This is a genomic window from Flavobacterium sp. LK-23, assembly GCF_058135255.1.
In genome coordinates this window covers 80,112-97,612 of sequence record NZ_JBYUVT010000013.1, presented here as the reverse complement: position 1 = coordinate 97,612, position 17,501 = coordinate 80,112, and the positions used below count along the sequence as shown (strand labels likewise).

At 33.5% G+C, this 17,501-nt stretch carries 11 protein-coding genes; 7 read left to right on the top strand and 4 right to left on the bottom strand.

The genetic code is table 11. The features are described from left to right. Nucleotides 1–134: 134 nt before the first annotated feature. The 3 genes from AC3Y25_RS17770 (at nt 135) to AC3Y25_RS17760 (ending at nt 7,841) form a co-directional block, all read left to right on the top strand. A complete protein-coding gene (locus AC3Y25_RS17770; protein ID WP_489903655.1) occupies nt 135–3,662 on the top strand; it encodes a malectin domain-containing carbohydrate-binding protein in 3,528 nt (1,175 codons plus the stop codon). A gap of 246 nt (nt 3,663–3,908) precedes the next feature. Continuing rightward, on the top strand, nt 3,909–6,329 hold the full coding sequence (locus tag AC3Y25_RS17765; protein WP_489903654.1) for a glycoside hydrolase family 2 TIM barrel-domain containing protein: 2,421 nt from the start codon (nt 3,909–3,911) through the stop codon (nt 6,327–6,329). 300 nt (nt 6,330–6,629) lie between these two features. Further along, complete coding sequence (locus tag AC3Y25_RS17760; protein ID WP_489903653.1) at nt 6,630–7,841, top strand: DUF4272 domain-containing protein; 1,212 nt, start codon at nt 6,630–6,632, stop codon at nt 7,839–7,841. Nucleotides 7,842–7,981: 140 nt separating this feature from the next. Here AC3Y25_RS17760 and AC3Y25_RS17755 read toward each other — a convergent pair whose 3' ends face one another. Beyond that, on the bottom strand, nt 7,982–8,599 hold the full coding sequence (locus AC3Y25_RS17755; protein ID WP_489903652.1) for a hypothetical protein: 618 nt from the start codon (nt 8,597–8,599) through the stop codon (nt 7,982–7,984). Between the two features lie 158 nt (nt 8,600–8,757). Here AC3Y25_RS17755 and AC3Y25_RS17750 point away from each other — a divergent pair, with 158 nt between their 5' ends. Both AC3Y25_RS17750 and AC3Y25_RS17745 read left to right on the top strand, forming a co-directional pair. Then, nucleotides 8,758–9,315 (top strand): YdeI/OmpD-associated family protein, encoded by a 558-nt coding sequence (locus tag AC3Y25_RS17750; protein ID WP_489903651.1) that lies wholly within the window; start codon nt 8,758–8,760, stop codon nt 9,313–9,315. Nucleotides 9,316–9,363: 48 nt separating this feature from the next. Continuing rightward, nucleotides 9,364–10,008, top strand: a complete 645-nt coding sequence (locus tag AC3Y25_RS17745; protein ID WP_489903650.1) for a Pr6Pr family membrane protein — start codon at nt 9,364–9,366, stop codon at nt 10,006–10,008. A 13-nt stretch (nt 10,009–10,021) separates the two neighbouring features. On the opposite strand, the gene AC3Y25_RS17740 is transcribed toward AC3Y25_RS17745, so the two are convergent. Then, entirely contained in the window at nt 10,022–10,957 is a 936-nt protein-coding gene (locus tag AC3Y25_RS17740) for a DUF1444 domain-containing protein (protein ID WP_489903649.1), read from the bottom strand. A gap of 231 nt (nt 10,958–11,188) precedes the next feature. On the opposite strand from AC3Y25_RS17740, the gene AC3Y25_RS17735 reads away from it, so the two are divergent. After that, a complete protein-coding gene (locus AC3Y25_RS17735; protein WP_489903648.1) occupies nt 11,189–13,282 on the top strand; it encodes an alpha-L-fucosidase in 2,094 nt (697 codons plus the stop codon). 140 nt (nt 13,283–13,422) lie between these two features. Further along, the gene (gene nagB, locus AC3Y25_RS17730; RefSeq protein WP_489903647.1) at nt 13,423–15,336 is read left to right on the top strand and encodes a glucosamine-6-phosphate deaminase; all 1,914 of its coding nucleotides are present in this window, start codon (nt 13,423–13,425) and stop codon (nt 15,334–15,336) included. Between the two features lie 284 nt (nt 15,337–15,620). On the opposite strand, the gene AC3Y25_RS17725 is transcribed toward nagB, so the two are convergent. After that, complete coding sequence (locus tag AC3Y25_RS17725) at nt 15,621–16,334, bottom strand: LytR/AlgR family response regulator transcription factor (RefSeq protein ID WP_379799389.1); 714 nt, start codon at nt 16,332–16,334, stop codon at nt 15,621–15,623. A 70-nt stretch (nt 16,335–16,404) separates the two neighbouring features. Continuing rightward, nucleotides 16,405–17,463, bottom strand: coding sequence for a sensor histidine kinase (locus AC3Y25_RS17720; protein WP_379799391.1), 1,059 nt, complete (start codon nt 17,461–17,463; stop codon nt 16,405–16,407). Between the last annotated feature and the right edge of the window lie 38 nt (nt 17,464–17,501).

The window sequence follows — 17,501 nt, the reverse complement described above, 5'->3', positions numbered from 1 at the left end:
TATGTGGAGTTACTTGCGAAGATTTGCTTCGCCAGTTCGCTATCGCTCGAGCCTCCTCCGTCGAAATGACAAAAAAGCGAGGTAAAATAGAATAACTTAAACAACCTTATAATCACTTATATGGTTTTAAAAATATGAATAGAATAGTTTTTTTTATTTTTTGTTTTTTCTCAAGCTTTTGCTCTGTTTGGAGTCAGAGCAAAGATTCGGGGAAGTTTCGTAAAGAAATTTCACTGAATTCGTCTTGGGAAACCGTAATACTGGATAATCTTCCGCTGAAAGAGGAAGATTTTGTAGAAAATCCAAAAACTGATTCCAATTGGCAAAAGGTTAGTGTGCCTCACAATTGGGATCAGTATTATGGTTTCAGAAGAACAAAACATGGAAATTTACATGGTACTGCCTGGTACAAAAAAACGCTAAAACTTGATAAAAAAGAGAGTTCAAAACAACATTTTCTCTATTTTGAAGGTGTAAGTTCTTATGCCACAGTTTGGGTAAACGGTAAAAAAGTGGGCGAACACAAAGGCGGAAGAACCACTTTCACCTTAGATATTACAAAATCGGTTTCTTTCGATAAAGAAAATATCATTTTAGTAAAAGCAGCGCATCCATCCTTTATTGCCGATTTGCCTTGGGTTTGCGGTGGCTGTTCAGGAGAATGGGGATTTTCTGAAGGTTCTCAGCCAATGGGAATTTTTAGGCCAGTTTCTTTGGTAATTACAAACGATGTGAGAATTCAGCCGTTTGGTGTTCATATTTGGAATGATAAATCGGTTTCTAAACAAAAAGCGATTCTTCATACCACAACAGAAATCAAGAATTACAGCACTTCACAACGAAACTTGACTATTGAAAATATTCTTTTGGATGCTTCGGGAAAGAAAGTTGTCATTACAAAAAGCGACAACAAAATCAATTCAGGAGAAACAAAAGAAATAGCTCAAACACTTCCTGAGATTCAGAATCCGAAATTATGGTCGCCATCCAATCCGTATTTGTATAAATTGGTGACTTCAGTTTACGAAAACGGAAAAATAATCGATCAATTAACAACGCCTTACGGAATTCGCTGGGTAAGCTGGCCGGTGAGTCGTGACGGAAAAGACAATCGTTTTTTCATTAATGATGAACCTGTTTTTATAAATGGCGTTTGCGAATATGAACACTTAATTGGAAAAAGTCATTCGTTTTCAGACGAGATGATTCATTCCCGAATTCAGCAAATCAAAGCAGGCGGATTTAATGCTTTTAGAGAAGCACATCAGCCTCATAATTTATTATATCAAAAAGAATTAGACGAAAACGGAATCTTGTTTTGGAGTCAGTTTTCGGCACATATTTGGTACGATACGCCTGAGTTTAAAGAAAACTTTAAAACCCTTTTACGCGAATGGATTAAAGAACGCAGAAACAGCCCATCAGTTGTCATGTGGGGATTACAGAATGAAAGCACGATTCCAAAAGAATTTGCTGAAGAATGCACACAGATTATTCGCGAAATGGATCCGTTATCAGCTTCACAAAGAATTGTAACGACTTGTAACGGAGGAGAAGGAACAGATTGGAATGTAGTTCAAAACTGGTCAGGAACCTATGGTGGAGATCCGTTGAAATACCATTTGGAAATGACCACTCAGTTATTAAACGGAGAATATGGCGCTTGGCGTTCAGCCGATTTACATACCGAAGGTGAATTTGACCAAAAAGGAATTTTAAGCGAAAACCGTTTTTCTCAATTAATGGAAATTAAAGTTCGTGAAGCTGAATCAGTAAAAGATAAAATTGCGGGACAGTTTAACTGGCTTTTTGCTTCTCATGAAAATCCGGGACGTGTCCAAAACGGAGAAGGTTTTAGAGACATTGACAAAGTCGGGCCAGTGAATTACAAAGGACTTTTTACCATTTGGGGTGAACCTTTGGATGCATTTTATATGTATCGTGCGAACTATGTTTCGAACAAAACCAATCCGATGGTTTATATTGTTTCGCATACTTGGCCAAGCCGTTGGGAAAAGCCGGGAATCAAAAACGGAATCGATATTTATTCGAATTGTGATGAAGTAGAATTGTTTAATGATGTGAATAAATCTTCTTTAGGGAAACTAAAAAATCCAGGAATCGGACAGCATTTTCAGTTTAACAAAGTCAACATTCAATACAATGTTTTGTATGCCGTTGGATATGTAAACGGAAAAGCAGTTGCCAAAGATTATATCATTTTAAATAATCTGCCAAAAGCGCCAAATTTTGATGCTTTAACAACGGATAAATCAGATATTACAAAAGCAAAAAGCGGTTACAATTATATTTACAGAGTCAATTGCGGAGGTTCAGAATTAACGGATTCTACGGGAAATACCTGGTTTACCGATGCGCATAAAAACGGTCAAAATACTTGGGGCTCTTTATCTTGGACAGATAATTTTGAAAAACTCCCAGATTTTTTTGCCAGTCAGAGAAAAACTTTCGACCCAATAAACGGAACAAAAGATTCAGAATTATTCCAGAGTTTTAGATATGGAGTTGATAAATTATGTTACGAATTTCCTGCATCAGACGGCGAATATTTAATTGAACTATATTTCACAGAACCTTGGTACGGAACTGGCGGAGGATTAGACTGTAAAGGTTGGCGATTGTTTGACGTTGCCATCAACGATAAGGTAGTTTTAAAAGATTTCGATATTTGGGCAGAAGCAGGACATGATAATGCGCTAAAAAAGGTATTTAAGGTAAAAAGTAAAAACGGAAAAATTGTGATTTCGTTTCCAAATGTAAAGGCTTCACAGGCGATTATTTCTGCGATTGCGATTGCGACGAAAGATATTCATGCAAGACCAGCAGCCGAATCTTCAAAAAATATTCAAAATCTGGTTTTAGATTCTTATGATAAAACCAACAAAATAGCTTCATGGCTGGATATTAATTCAAAACAATATTCAGATTCTGATGTTGTTTTTAACGAATTGCCTTCGGAAGTTTTTGGAGCAGATTATTTACAGTTTTCATCTAATTCTAAAAATAAAGGTTCGTTTACAGCTAAAGAAGAATCGACTGTTTATATTTTAGTTGATGATAAAATAAAGACATTAAAATGGCTTTCAGATTATAAAAAAATAGAAGAAAAAGCGAAAAACAGCAACGGAATTTCATTTGATGTTTTCACTAAGAAAGTAAAGAAAGGCGAGAAAGTTATTTTTGATAATACTGAAATTATAAATACAATTGCCATTGTTCCAACTTACGATATGGGCGAAAAAGACGATTCGAGACCAGTCGTAATCATTGAAGCAGAAAAGACTAAAACAACGGGAACTGGAATCGAAAAAGGAAATTTCAAAAAAGCGGATTATATTGAGTTCACAAAAAAGACAAACAACAGCATCGAGTTTGAAGTAAAACCTGGAGTTGCTGGAATTTATTTAATGCGTTTCCGTTTTATGAATCGAAATGAAATGCCGTTAAAAGTTAAATTCAAAATGGAAGATGCGTACGGAATTTTAATGCGAAATGATACAATTGAATTTTTCCCTTCGCCTGAAAAATGGAAGATTTTGAATACAACTTCTGGTGGTTATATTAATGCTGGAACGTATAAAATTACATTGGAAGGTGATGATTTGAAGGGATTGATGTTGGATAATTTTGAGTTTCAATAGGTTTTTTTTGAGGTGCAAAGGTTCAGAGGAACAAAGTTGCAAAGGTTTATTTGGTTTGTCAGGCTGAGCGAAGTCGAAGCCCACGCAAAGTGAAGACAATTAATAGCACGTCCAGTTTGTCATCCTGAGGAACGAAGGATCACACTCGAAACTCGACAAAGATTGGCGATTTAGTTTGTGTGGGCTTCGACTTCGCTCAGCCTGACAAAACGATGTCTAAAAAATATTAGTATTAAAAACATATTTATGATAAAACATAAAAACATATTTCAAAAAATTACAATTGCCTTATTGTTTTCAGTATCCATTTTTGCGCAAAAACAAGCCAGAATTGTCGAAGATTTTAATAAAAACTGGAACTTCAAATTAGGAGATTATCCCGAAGCAATAAATGCCAATTTCAATGCATCAGATTGGAGAAGACTTCAATTGCCACACGATTGGAGTATTGAAGGTACTTTTGATAAAAACAGTAAAACGAAACAAGCACAAGGATTTTTACCTGCAGGAGAAGGCTGGTATCGTAAAGTTTTTACAATTCCTACGAACTGGAAAAACAAAACCGTTTCAATTGAATTTGACGGTGTTTTTAAGAACAGCGAAGTTTTCATAAATGGAAAATCATTAGGAATTCGTCCGAATGGTTATATTTCTTTTGGTTATGATTTAACGCAGTATTTAAACTTTGGAAAAGAGAATTTGATTGCTGTAAAAGTTGATAATGATTCTCAGCCCAATTCGAGATGGTACACGGGTTCTGGAATTTACAGAAATGTACGTTTGGTTGCAAGTGAAAAACTTCATGTTGGAAAATGGGGAACTTTTGTAACGACTCCAGAAGTTTCCGCAGAAAAATCAAAAATACATTTAGAAGTTACGATTGATAATGATAATACAGTTTCAAAAGAATTTAAACTGGTTACTTCGATTGTAAATGCAGAAAATATAGAAGTAGTAAATTTTACTTCGACAGAAAAAATTGGTGCTAAAACATCTGAAAAAAAGATTCATGATTTGGTTTTAAATCAGCCGAAATTGTGGAGTACAGAGAATCCGTATTTGTATAAAGTGATTACAAAAGTGTACGAGAAATCGAAATTGGTTGATAATTACGAAACGCCTCTTGGATTTAGATATTTTAATTTTGATTCAGAGAAAGGATTTTCATTAAATGGCGTTCCAACAAAAATTTACGGCGTTTGTCTGCATCATGATAATGGTGCTTTGGGTGCGGTAGAAAATATTCATGCTGTTAGAAGAAAGTTGGCTTTAATGAAAGAAATGGGAGCAAACGCGATCAGAATGTCACACAACCCGCATTCGTTGGAAATGATGCAATTGTGCGACGAAATGGGATTTATTGTTCAGGATGAAGCTTTTGATGTTTGGAAAAAGAAAAAAGTAACCAATGATTACCACAAAGATTGGGATGCTTGGCACAAACAAGATTTAGAAGATTTTATCAAAAGAGACCGTAATCATCCGTCGGTAATAATGTGGAGTATTGGAAACGAAATCAGAGAACAATTTGATTCAACTGGAATTTCAATTACCAGAGAATTAGCTAAAATTGTAAAATCTTTAGACACAACTCGCCCTGTAACTTCGGCTTTGACCGAAAATGTAATTGAGAAAAACTTCATTTACCAATCGGGAGCTTTAGATCTTTTAGGATTCAATTATAAACACGAAGATTACAAAGATTTTCCAACTAAATTTAAAGGACAAAAGATATTAGCTTCAGAAAGTGTTTCGGCTTTAGAAACACGCGGTCATTATGATTTCCCTGATGGAATTAAAGCCTGGCCGACCAAACATGGTGCTCCGTTTGACGGAAATGCCGATTGGACCGTTTCGGCTTACGATCAGGTAAAATCGTATTGGGGAGCAACGCACGAAGAGAACTGGAAAACAATTAAAAAACAGGATTTCATGGCGGGAACTTTTATCTGGACGGGTTTTGATTATATCGGTGAACCTGATCCGTATCCTTTTCCTGCAAGAAGTTCTTATTTCGGGATTGTTGATTTAGCCGGACTTCCAAAAGATGTGTATTATATGTACCAAAGCGAATGGTCGAATAAAACAGTTCTGCATATTTTACCGCATTGGAACTGGAAAAAAGATCAGGAAGTAGAAGTTTGGGCTTATTATAATAATGCTGATGAAGTAGAATTATTCTTAAACGGAAAATCTCTAGGGAAGAAAGCAAAACAAAATGATGATTTGCATATTTCTTGGCGTGTAAAATTTGAACCAGGAACATTAAAAGCGGTTTCAAGAAAGAACGGAAAAGTAGTTTTAGAGAAAGAAATCCGAACTGCAGGAGAAGCTTCTAAATTAGATTTGCAAGCTGATAAAACGTCAATAAAAAATGATACTTACGACTTGGTTTATGTAACCGTTTCTATGACTGATAAAGATAGAAATTTAGTGCCAAACGCCATGGATTTAATCAACTTTGAAGTTTCTGGCGGAGGAAATTTAGTTGGAGTTGATAATGGTTATCAGGCTAATCTTGATTCGTTTAAAGCGAATTCTTGTAAATTGTTTAATGGAAAATGTATTGCGATTATTCAGTCTAATGGGAAGAAAGAAAATATTCAGTTGAAAGCGACGGCTGGAAATGGAATTCCAGTTTCAGCGATTCAGATAACTGTTAATTAATTTTATATGTCGCTCCGCTGGAGCTTTTATTCTCTAATCGTTGATTATTTCTATAAATATTAAGCTTCTCCGAAGCTTTGTTTTAGATAATTATTCGATTTCAAAATTAGCTCTGGAAGAGCGAAATATTTATAGAAAAATGATTCTCACATAAGAGTAAAGCTCCAGAGGAGCGAAATAATAAACAATCAAAATCCGCTTCAATTTAGAAGCGGATTTTTTGTTTCTAGCTCATTCAGAATATTTATTGATCTTGTAGAATTAAACTTATATTTGCTTCAATAATATAAAAGCCGAAAAATGATTTGTACAATTTATTCGCATCATTTAGGACTGGAAAAAATCAAACAAATATTTCTTTCTCATGTTCCTAGTGGCGTTTTTTCTAGTAATGGTGAAAACCTCGAATTTGAAGTGAAAGGTGGAATCTTAAGTCCATCAAAAAAAGTAACTCTCTTTTACCGCGAAAGAGCTATTCCTTCTTATCAAATTCCGCAAATAGATGATTCTGAATTAACTGCCAATTTGAAAGGTTTATATGGTTTTGTAGATTCGTTACCGACTGAAAATGAAAAAGTAAAAGGGTTGTTTCTTCATAAAATACAAACACTAAATTCTGAATTTTCGATTCGAGAAGACAAGGGGGAATTAAAAGAATTAGATATCATTATAGCCGATCTCGCAAAGGAATTTGATGCTGTTTTATTTGTTCAACCCAAAACTATTATCAGTAAATCTGAAACGCAGCATTTTTTAGATAAAGATTTAAATCTAATTATTGATACAGAAGGAAGATGTGAAATTGAAGAACTAAAAGTTAATATCAATTCAGAGTATTTTGACAATGATCAGACAGAATTAGACGAAGATCAAATAGAAAGAAAAGCCAAAAACGAAGAAATTCTTGAAAGGGAAAATATAAAAATCAACAAGCATTTGCCTTGTGTTGAATCGGAAAGAGAAACTACAATCCGATCAGCAAAGGAAATAGCTGAAAGAGCAAGTATTTTAGCTGTAACAAATTTAGTAGCCTTTAACAGCATTTCATCTGAAGAAGCTGTTGATTATTTACAGAATTATAAACTTTGGGAATCTGTTACAGAAGGCGAAAAAGAGTTTCTTGCTAATCCAACAGATGATAGAAAAATGTATGAAACTTGGAAATGTGAAGGAATTTGGACTTTAATGTGGGCTTTGAAAAAAGTCGATACACTTGATTTTCCAAATGAATTTTGTGATCTCGGAAATATCAGCGCAGAAAATTATCCTGTCGCAAGAGACAAAGATCCTTTTGAATTTATAAATGCAGTTCATGAGGTTCGTTCTAAAAAAGAAATTTTAGATGCTGCAGATTTGTATTACAGATACAATTGGGCTTGTGTAGATGAAAGGATTAATGGAAGACAAATAGAAAATATTAATCCAGGAATTGTGTATGAAAGACAATATGCGCTCAATTGGCTAATTCATTATATGGATCAAGATTGGGATAATGTAACTTGTGATACTTAATATATAAATGCAAAAGTAAATAGACTTATTGCTTGCAAAGACGCCAAGTCGCAAAGTTTTTTGAACCATATAAGCTATGTAAGTGATTTTAAGTTTTGACTTAATTAAACTTATATAACTTATATGGTTTATTTTTTTATCTAACTAATCCAGTTTCGCCATTGTACAATTATTTTCCATTTAGCTTTTATTTTTTTCAAAAAAATGACTTGTCCACTTCCGCAAAGGCCACCACACTGATAATCTAGTTCAACGTAAGCACTTTGTCTATCTAATGAAAAAATAGGTATTGTCATCTCATAAAATCTTGATCTTTGCTTGTTTTTTCTTCTTTTTTCGACTTTTCCGATTGTGGTTACATTTAATTTATCAGCTATCGTTTTTTCTATTTTTAGTTTTTTAGGATTGGAGTTTTGTTTCAACAGATATAAAGAATCTTTGGATGAAAAAAAACTAATACCTTTTATTTTAGTAGGTATTAAGTTAGTAATGTATGCGCCATCTTGTTTTGGAAGAAGTACAAAATCATCATTTGTTTTCTTTGGTGGAATATAAATATTAAGTTTTCTAAGTTCACTACAAAACATAATTGAATCTTCACTTTTTGAAAAAACACCTAAACTGTCTTGAATGATTACAGCTTCAACAATTTCATTAATATCTTTAATTTCCCCAGTGCTTAAATTGTAGTTTTCCTTTTTGTTTTCACAATTACAAAAAGTAAGGATAATGAAAATGTAAAAGATTATATTTTTCATAAAAAAAGTATATTAGACTATTATCAAATATAAAATAATCTTTTAGAATAAGTTATCTTCTTAATTCAACTTATATAACTTATATGGTTTTTTTTCAAATAAACTTTGCGACTTAGCGCCTTTGCGAGATTCTTTATACATTTATAAAAAAAACAAAAATGACACCAACATTCTTCGCAGATCAATTAGACTTTAGAAAATGGCTCGAGAAAAACCACCAAAAAGAAAAAGAACTTTTGGTTGGTTTTTATAAAGTTGCCAGTAAAAAGCCTTCTATGAGCTGGCCAGAATCGGTTGATCAGGCGCTTTGTTTTGGTTGGATTGATGGTGTTAGAAAATCTATAGATGCAGAAAGTTATACGATACGTTTTACTCCGAGAAAACCTTCCAGTATTTGGAGTGCTATTAATATTCAGAAGATGGAAGATTTGACTAAAGCTGGACTTATGACAGATGCAGGTTTGAAAGCATTTAGTTTTAGAACCGAAAATAAGTCTAAGATTTATTCGCATGAGAAAGAACCAGTTCCATTGTTAGAAGTTTACGAAAAAAAGTTTAAAACCAATAAAATCGCTTGGGAATATTTTGAGAAGCAAGCGCCTTCATATAAAAAAGTAATGATTCATTGGATCATGAGTGCTAAGCAGGAAAAAACACAACTGTCAAGGCTTGAAAAAACGATTGCTGAGAGTGAGAAACAGAAAAGAGTGCTGTAAATATTTCGAATAAAATCCTTATTTTAGTAATCTGACTTTTAGCGAAATATGGAAAGAGAAAATACCACAAAAATAAAAGGGGAGATTTTGCTGGGTATTATTTTTGCCTTAGAATTATACGCCTTGCCTGTACAGTTTTATTTGCTGTTAAAAAATCCTGAATTTACTTTTTTCAGCGCAGCAGTCCGCTTTTTTAGTTTCTTTACCATTACAACAAATACAATCGTTTTTCTTTGCAGTGCTTTGTTATTATTTGGTGGCAAAAGCAAGGCAAATGTTTTCTTTAGAAAGTGCACTACTCTTACGGCAATTACAGTTTATATATTGATTGTCGGAATTGTTTTTAATTTGCTCCTTCGTCCAACTCTCCATTTAGAAGGACATCATCTTATTGTGAGCGAAATTTTTCATACAGTCGTTCCCATTTTATTTTTTGTTTTCTGGCTGTTTTTTGTAAGTCCAGAAAAGATCTCTTTTAAAGTTATTTCGTCTTGGCTGATTTATCCAATTATCTATATCATTTACACTTTATTTCATGGACTTGCAACCGAATTTTATCCATACCCTTTTATAGATGCAACCCAATTAGGTTTTCAAACGGCAATTATAAACGGATTTTTTGTTTTATTGTCCTTTGTAATTTTATCTATTATTCTAATTTCTATTTCGAAATTGAGAATCAAATCCTTATAGGAAGAAAAATGTTTTAATTCTCATTCACGAAAAGATCCAGTAATTTTTCGGGAAGTTTAATAGTAATCTCATCTGAATTTTCTTTGGCTTTTTCAGTTGGAAAAACATGAAATTCATTATTATATAACCAATAATAATTTAATGTAATATTTCCAGGATCTTCATGATAAAATTTTTCATTGTCTGGATTTATAACCTTAATTAACTCAAGAATATCTTCGTTTTCAATCGGGCATGCTAGAGCAGTTCCCTTTGTTGGAATTGAAATTAATGTTCCAAATTTTCCTTTGATGTAGTCGGGATCCTTTTTAAAGTTTAAAATGTATGATGCGCTATAATCACCGCTGAAAAAAGTATAGATTTTAAATTTTTCATGTAAATCATAAATTTTTGTTTCAACTTCATTTGTCGGAATATTGCTTATAGCGATTTCAAAAAGTTCTTCTTCAGTTTGTTCCCATTCCAAAGATTCGTCTTTTCTTACATAATGAAATTGACCTTCAAATTCTAATATTAAAAACGTGTTAGTTTTTGGAAAATCAATTCTTGAAATATAATTCTCAATTTTATCAGGGAAAATGAAGTTGTCTCCTTTAATTAAAATTCGTAAAAATTGTGAAGCATAACTAAAATCTTTATATAAATAATCAAAAGCTGAAGGATTATATTTTAATTTAGCAAAATGCTCATAAATTATATTTCTCCAATTTCCATCTTTATTTCCAGATAACGTACGAACTAAATTATCTAAATATCGATGTTGAACTTCCCCGTCAACTTCTGTAACAATTTCTCCCTCATCTATTTTACTAATTATAAAACCATTTTCTTCATGATATTGTATAGAAGTATTCATGACAAAATTATATTCATCTTTTGTCACAATTCCTTTATACATATTTGGTAAATTGTAACCTGTTTTATTTTTGAAAATATCTAAGAATCCCATTTCTATTTTATTTATAATAATGCAAATATAATTATTTTTTTGTAAATTAATTCTTTCAAATAACACCTAAATTGCCATCTGTAAATGAAATTATACTTAAAAGATTAATTTAAATTTTAAATCATTATAACCCAAAACGCTGTAAAAAATGTTGTTGGTCGAAATTCTATTCAAGAGATTTCAATTTATAGTACATTTATGCTTTATAGACCATTTTAAAGCAGATCAGCAATGAAAAAAATATTCCTTTCCTTATGTCTTTTGGGTGTAATTTCTAATGCTTCAAGTCAGGAATTCGCTAATGCACCAAAGCCTTTTGGACCGCTTCCGACACAGAAACAAATCGATTGGCAGGAGATGGAATTTTATGCTTTTGTGCACTTTTCATTAAACACTTTTACCAATAAAGAATGGGGTTACGGAGACGAGTCGCCAGAACTTTTTAATCCGTCGCAGTTAGATGTTCGTCAATGGGCGCGCGTGGTAAAAGAAGCGGGAATGAAAGGCATTATTCTGGTTGCTAAACATCATGACGGATTCTGTTTATGGCCTTCAGCTTACACAGAACGTTCAGTTAAGAATTCGCCTTGGGAAAATGGAAAAGGAGATTTGGTTAAAGAATTGGCCGAAGCTTGTAAAGAATACGATTTAAAGCTAGGATTATACCTTTCGCCTTGGGACAGAAATCATCCGCAATACGGTAAACCTGAATATATAACGTATTTCAGAAATCAGTTAAAGGAATTATTGACGAATTATGGAGATGTTTTCGAAATGTGGTTTGACGGTGCAAACGGTGGTGACGGCTATTACGGCGGTGCCAACGAAACCAGAAAAATCAATTCGTTGACTTATTATAATTGGGACGAAACTTATAAATTAATTTACGATATCGCTCCAAAAACATTAGTTTGGGGAGTTGGTCCATCTGAAGCAAGATGGATTGGAAACGAAGAGGGACGCGCAGGAAAAACCAATTGGTCGTTACTTCGTCAAAAAGATGAATTGGCTGGAAAAGTACATTATAGCGAATTCATGTCTGGGCATGAAAATGGTGAAAAATGGGTTCCTGGCGAAGCCGATGTTTCGATCAGACCAGGATGGTTTTATCATTCTGTTGAAGACGATAAGGTTCGTTCGCTGGACGAAATGGTCGATATTTATTACGAATCGATTGGCCGAAATGCTACTTTATTATTAAATCTTCCAGTTGACAGACGCGGTTTGGTTCATGAAAATGACGAAGCGAGATTAAAAGAATTGGTTGCTACAATTAAAGCAGATTTCAAAAAAGAACTATTAGCGGAAAATCAGGTTCAAGCTTCAAACATTCGTGGAAACGATTCTAATTTTGGACCTCAGAATGTAATTGATGGAAATAAAAATACCTATTGGGCAACCGACGATAAAGTAAAACAAGCTACAATCGAATTTACGTTTAAAAAACCAACTGCAATCAATAGAATTTTGCTTCAAGAATATATCAAGCTTGGGCAACGTGTAAAAGAATTTTCTGTTGAAGCAAAAGTGGACGGACAATGGAAAACGATTGCCAACGAAACTACAATTGGTTACAAAAGAATTCTTCGTTTAGATCGTGTCACAGCTTCTGCAATTAGAGTTAATATTTTAGATGCTAAAGCAGGATTTGTAATCAGTACAATTCAAGCGTATAATGCTCCGACTTTCGTTAAAGAACCTCAAATTCTTCGTGATAAAAATGGTTTGGTTACGATTAAATCGGAAAGCGGCAATGCAGTTTATTATTCGCTTGACGGAAAAAATCCTTCAGAAAAAAGTACTTTATACAAAGTGCCCTTCATATATAATAAAGCAGTAGAAATTAAAGCCATTTCGAGAAATACAAAAGAGAAAATCAATAGTGCAGTTAGAACAGCCAAATATGGTGTTTCTAAAGAAAAATGGAGCGTGATTTCTATTTCAAGCGGAGATGATAAATCGGTTGAGAGAATTATTGACGGAGATGCCAATACCGATTGGGGATTTGGAAATAATGAAAACAAACTGCCTCAAGCAATCATTATCGATATGGGCGAAGCAAGAGAAATAAAAGGCTTTACATACACGCCACAGCAAGTTGGAAATAATTTGAATTTGATTTCGAATTATGAATTCTATACTAGCGAAGATAATATTACTTGGACAAAGCAATCAGAAGGAGAATTCTCTAACATCAAACACAATCCAATTGAGCAGCTTAAGAGTTTTACTGCGGTAAAAGCAAGATTTTTACGATTTGTTGCTACAGCTTCTGTAGGAAAAGGGCAAACCGTTTCAATTGCTGAAATTGGGGTAATTGAATAAATGCTTCTTTGCGAAGTATTAAAATAACTTAGCATATCTTATTTTGTCTTTTGCCGAAGCGCAGTCGTTATTAGTCGAATTTTTGAGAGGAACGGATAATTTAATTCTACCTTTATTTTAGAAATTAAATGACAAGGCATATGATTAAAGAAGATATAGGTTTTAGAGAAGCAGGGAAGTTTGAAGAAACTCGTTTTGAGAAAATTCACAATGTTATTTTCGAATCGTCGCAAGAAGCTTCTTTACTTGTCGCGCAAGAAATTGCCAATTTAATTCAGAGAAAAAACGAGCTAAACGAACCTTGTGTTTTAGGTTTGGCTACAGGTTCTTCGCCAATTAAGGTTTATGAAGAATTGGTTAGAATGCACAAAGAGGAAGGTCTTAGTTTTGAAAATGTTGTGACTTTTAACTTAGATGAATATTATCCGATGGATAAGAATGATATTCAAAGTTATTATCATTTTATGCACGAACATTTATTTCATCATGTAAATATTCTTCCTAAAAATATAAATATTCCAGACGGGCAGGTGAGTGCCGAGGAATTACAGCAATATTGCATCGATTATGAGATGAAAATTAAATCGTACGGCGGATTAGATTTTCAGCTTTTAGGAATCGGTAGAACAGGGCACATTGGGTTTAATGAACCAGGTTCTCATGTGAATTCGGGAACCAGAAGTATTACTTTGGATCATATCACGAGAGTTGATGCGGCTTCTTCTTTTTTAGGAATTGATAATGTTCCGAGAAAAGCCATAACAATGGGAATTGGAACCGTTAGAAATGCAAAAAGAATTGTTTTGCTTGGCTGGGGAATCAGTAAAGCAGGAATTATAAAAAAGACAATCGAAGGGGAAGTTTCTTCGCAAGTTCCAGCTACGTATTTGCAAGAGCATAACAACACAACATTTGTTCTAGATACAGAAGCTTCGTCTGAACTAACAAGAGTTAAAACGCCTTGGCTGGTTAAGTCTTGTGTTTGGACAGATGAGTTAAAATTAAAAGCGGTGGCTTGGTTAAGTGAGTTGACGAAGAAACCTTTCCTAAAACTGACGGATAAAGATTATAACGACAACGGAATGTCGAGTCTTTTGACGGAAGAAGGAACTGCATACGATTTGAATATTAAAATGTTCAATAAAATGCAGCAAACCATCACGGGATGGCCGGGCGGAAAACCCAATGCTGATGATACGTACAGACCGGAGCGTTCCACGCCGGAAAAGAAAAGAATTATCATTTTCAGCCCGCATCCAGATGATGATGTGATTTCAATGGGAGGAACATTCGACCGTTTGGTAGAGCAGGGGCACGAGGTTCATGTAGCCTATCAGACTTCTGGAAATATTGCGGTTTCAGATGTTGAAGCTTTAAAGTTTGCAGAAATTTCGAAAGCATTACATCCAGATTCTAGAATGTCTGATAAAATAATCGATTTTCTTCAGACCAGAACTGGAAACGAGATTGATTCATTAGAAGTTAGAAAATTAAAAGGATTAATAAGAAGAAGCGAATCTTTTGGAGCAACTCGTTATATTGGTTTGCCAGATTCTAACGTACACTTTTTGGATCTTCCGTTTTACGAAACAGGAACGGTTAAAAAGAATAATCTTTCAGATGCAGATGTCGACATTATGTGTGACGTTATTGAAAGAATAAAACCGCATCAAATTTATGCCGCTGGAGATTTAGCAGATCCGCATGGAACTCATAAAGTATGTTTAGACAGTTTGTTTGAAGCTTTAAAAAGACTAAAACACAAAAGCTTTATGGATGATTGCTGGGTTTGGTTATACCGAGGAGCATGGCATGAATGGGAATCGTACCAAATTGACATGGCAGTACCAATGAGTCCTGACCAGGTTTTAAAGAAACGACATGCTATTTTTTATCACCAGTCTCAAAAAGACGGCGTTATGTTTCAAGGTGATGATAGCAGGGAGTTTTGGGTTCGAGTTGAAGACAGAAATAGATTGACTGCAGAAAAATATCACAGCTTAGGTTTAGCAGATTATTCGGCTATTGAAGCGTTTAAAAGATATCACTTTTAGTTTTTTGCAGCATAAAGATAATAGACTATTTCATGGTTTATTTTGGTTAGTTACCTATAATTGAGAGAAAATGCGGTCGTGGTTGGCCGCATTTTCGTTTTTTATACGTTTTGTGTGTTTTACCGCAAAGATTTTTTTACCGCAAAGAGCGCTAAGGTTTACGCAAAGTTCGCTAAGATTTTATTTTTACGTTGTCTGAAAAATGAGAAAAAAAAGTTCGCAAAGCTTTGAGAAAAAACTTTGCGAACTTTGCGTAAACCTTAGCGTGCTTTGCGGTTAAACCTTTATATAGAAGAATTAAGGATTTTCTGTTTTACTTCATCAATATAAGATCTTCCTATAACGTATCGAAGTCCTTCAATTTCAATGCTGTTTCCTTCAACGGCGTCAATTTTGTCAATCGCGATTGTATAAGATCGGTGGATTCTGATAAAATCTCTCTCTGGCAATAAACTTGTAAAATCAGATAAAGTACTGTGAATGATAAACTTTCCAGAAGTGGTACTGATTTTTAAATAGTCCTTTAAGCTTTCGATAACCAGAATTTCGTTCAAGAAAATCTTCTTCATTTTTTTCTTGTCGATTTTTACGAAAATGAAAGGATTCTCTTTGCTATTTTCCTGCGGAAGCTTGGTTGCATTATTAAGACGTTTGTTGATTTTGTTTACTGCTTTCATTAATCTCGGAAACTCAATTGGTTTTACCAGATAATCTAACACATCAAGCTCGTAAGTTTCAATCGCAAACTGATCGTAAGCACTTGTAATAATAAGTAAAGGAGGATTTTCTAAACTTTTAATGAAATTAATACCGTCCAAAACAGGCATGTTAATGTCTAAAAAAATTACATCTATAGTATTGTTTTTCAAGAAATTTAATCCTTCGATAGAATTGCTAAAAGTATTTACCAATTCTAAATCTTCAATCTGTTCAATATAATTTTTAATAACGTTTATTGCCAATGGCTCATCATCGATAATTAAACACTTTATTTTCATTTGTACTGTTATTTTTGGCCGATATGTGGTTTTTTGTAGGTATAGTTTTCTAAACTTATAAAAGTTGGGGTTATGTGACTTTTATAACTAGTTTAACGACAAAAATATTCTTTTTATTTTTAAATGAAAGCTTATAGTCACTTTTATTATATCCTAATTCGAGTCTTTTTTTTACGTTTTCAATACCTATACCACTTGACTTGTTAAAATTATCTTTATGTACGGTAAATTCGGGCATTGGGTTTGAAATGGTGAAATATAAAAAATCTCCTTTTACTTTAAATCTAATGTCAATTAAAACATTTCCAGTATTTTTGTTCACGCCATGCTTAAAAGCATTTTCGACGAAAGTCAACAGAAGGACTGGAGAAATTTCTTTATCGTGAATATCTCCAGAAATAGACATGTCTACTTCTAGACGCTCTCCGTTTCTAATTCTTTCCAGATCCAAATAATTCTGAATGCACATAATCTCATTTTCTAAAGTCTGCTTTTTGCCTTTTGTTTCATAAAGCATGTAGCGCATCAATTCAGAAAGCTTTAAAACGATTTTTGGCGTTTTGTTCGATTTTTCTACAGAAAGGGAATAAATGTTATTTAAGGTATTAAAGAAAAAATGTGGAGAAATCTGTGACTTCAAAAACAACAATTCGGTTTCTAGCTGCGATTTTTCTAAATCTGTCACACGTCTTTGTTCTTTTAAGAAATCTAAAGTGATTTTAATTGCGGTAACAAAAGTCATCACATACAATTCACCCATCATCATATCTATCGTGTAATTGAGTGTAAGTGTACTGATGGTTTGCGGACCTTCAGGCCAAACGTCGTGTGTAATCAGTAGGTAAGTCAGATTAAATTTTAAAACAACCATGATAAAAATCGCTGACAATACACTTATAATATATAGGACGTACTTTTTGCGGTAAATAAAGTGAGGCATTAAAACCAAAATATTGAGATAACACAATGCCATGTGAATTGGAAATCCGAGTAAAGTGGTTTTTAACGAATAAACATAATCGTTAAAATAACTTCCCCAACGGAATGTATTGAATACAAAATACGTTAGCCAAAAGTAAACATGATAACGTATGGGTAAACTATAAGGTTTTTTTGAGTTGAAAATCATAATCGTAGAATAGAATGTCGTTTGTTACTATTTTTTGA

What these genes read in the sequence shown, in the direction of transcription:
- AC3Y25_RS17770 (WP_489903655.1), top strand. Translation starts at nt 135, where the DNA reads ATGAATAGAATAGTTTTTTTTATTTTTTGTTTTTTCTCAAGCTTTTGC.
- AC3Y25_RS17765 (WP_489903654.1), top strand. Translation starts at nt 3,909, where the DNA reads ATGATAAAACATAAAAACATATTTCAAAAAATTACAATTGCCTTATTG.
- AC3Y25_RS17760 (WP_489903653.1), top strand. Translation starts at nt 6,630, where the DNA reads ATGATTTGTACAATTTATTCGCATCATTTAGGACTGGAAAAAATCAAA.
- AC3Y25_RS17755 (WP_489903652.1), bottom strand. Translation starts at nt 8,599, where the DNA reads ATGAAAAATATAATCTTTTACATTTTCATTATCCTTACTTTTTGTAAT.
- AC3Y25_RS17750 (WP_489903651.1), top strand. Translation starts at nt 8,758, where the DNA reads ATGACACCAACATTCTTCGCAGATCAATTAGACTTTAGAAAATGGCTC.
- AC3Y25_RS17745 (WP_489903650.1), top strand. Translation starts at nt 9,364, where the DNA reads ATGGAAAGAGAAAATACCACAAAAATAAAAGGGGAGATTTTGCTGGGT.
- AC3Y25_RS17740 (WP_489903649.1), bottom strand. Translation starts at nt 10,957, where the DNA reads ATGGGATTCTTAGATATTTTCAAAAATAAAACAGGTTACAATTTACCA.
- AC3Y25_RS17735 (WP_489903648.1), top strand. Translation starts at nt 11,189, where the DNA reads ATGAAAAAAATATTCCTTTCCTTATGTCTTTTGGGTGTAATTTCTAAT.
- nagB (WP_489903647.1), top strand. Translation starts at nt 13,423, where the DNA reads ATGATTAAAGAAGATATAGGTTTTAGAGAAGCAGGGAAGTTTGAAGAA.
- AC3Y25_RS17725 (WP_379799389.1), bottom strand. Translation starts at nt 16,334, where the DNA reads ATGAAAATAAAGTGTTTAATTATCGATGATGAGCCATTGGCAATAAAC.
- AC3Y25_RS17720 (WP_379799391.1), bottom strand. Translation starts at nt 17,463, where the DNA reads ATGATTTTCAACTCAAAAAAACCTTATAGTTTACCCATACGTTATCAT.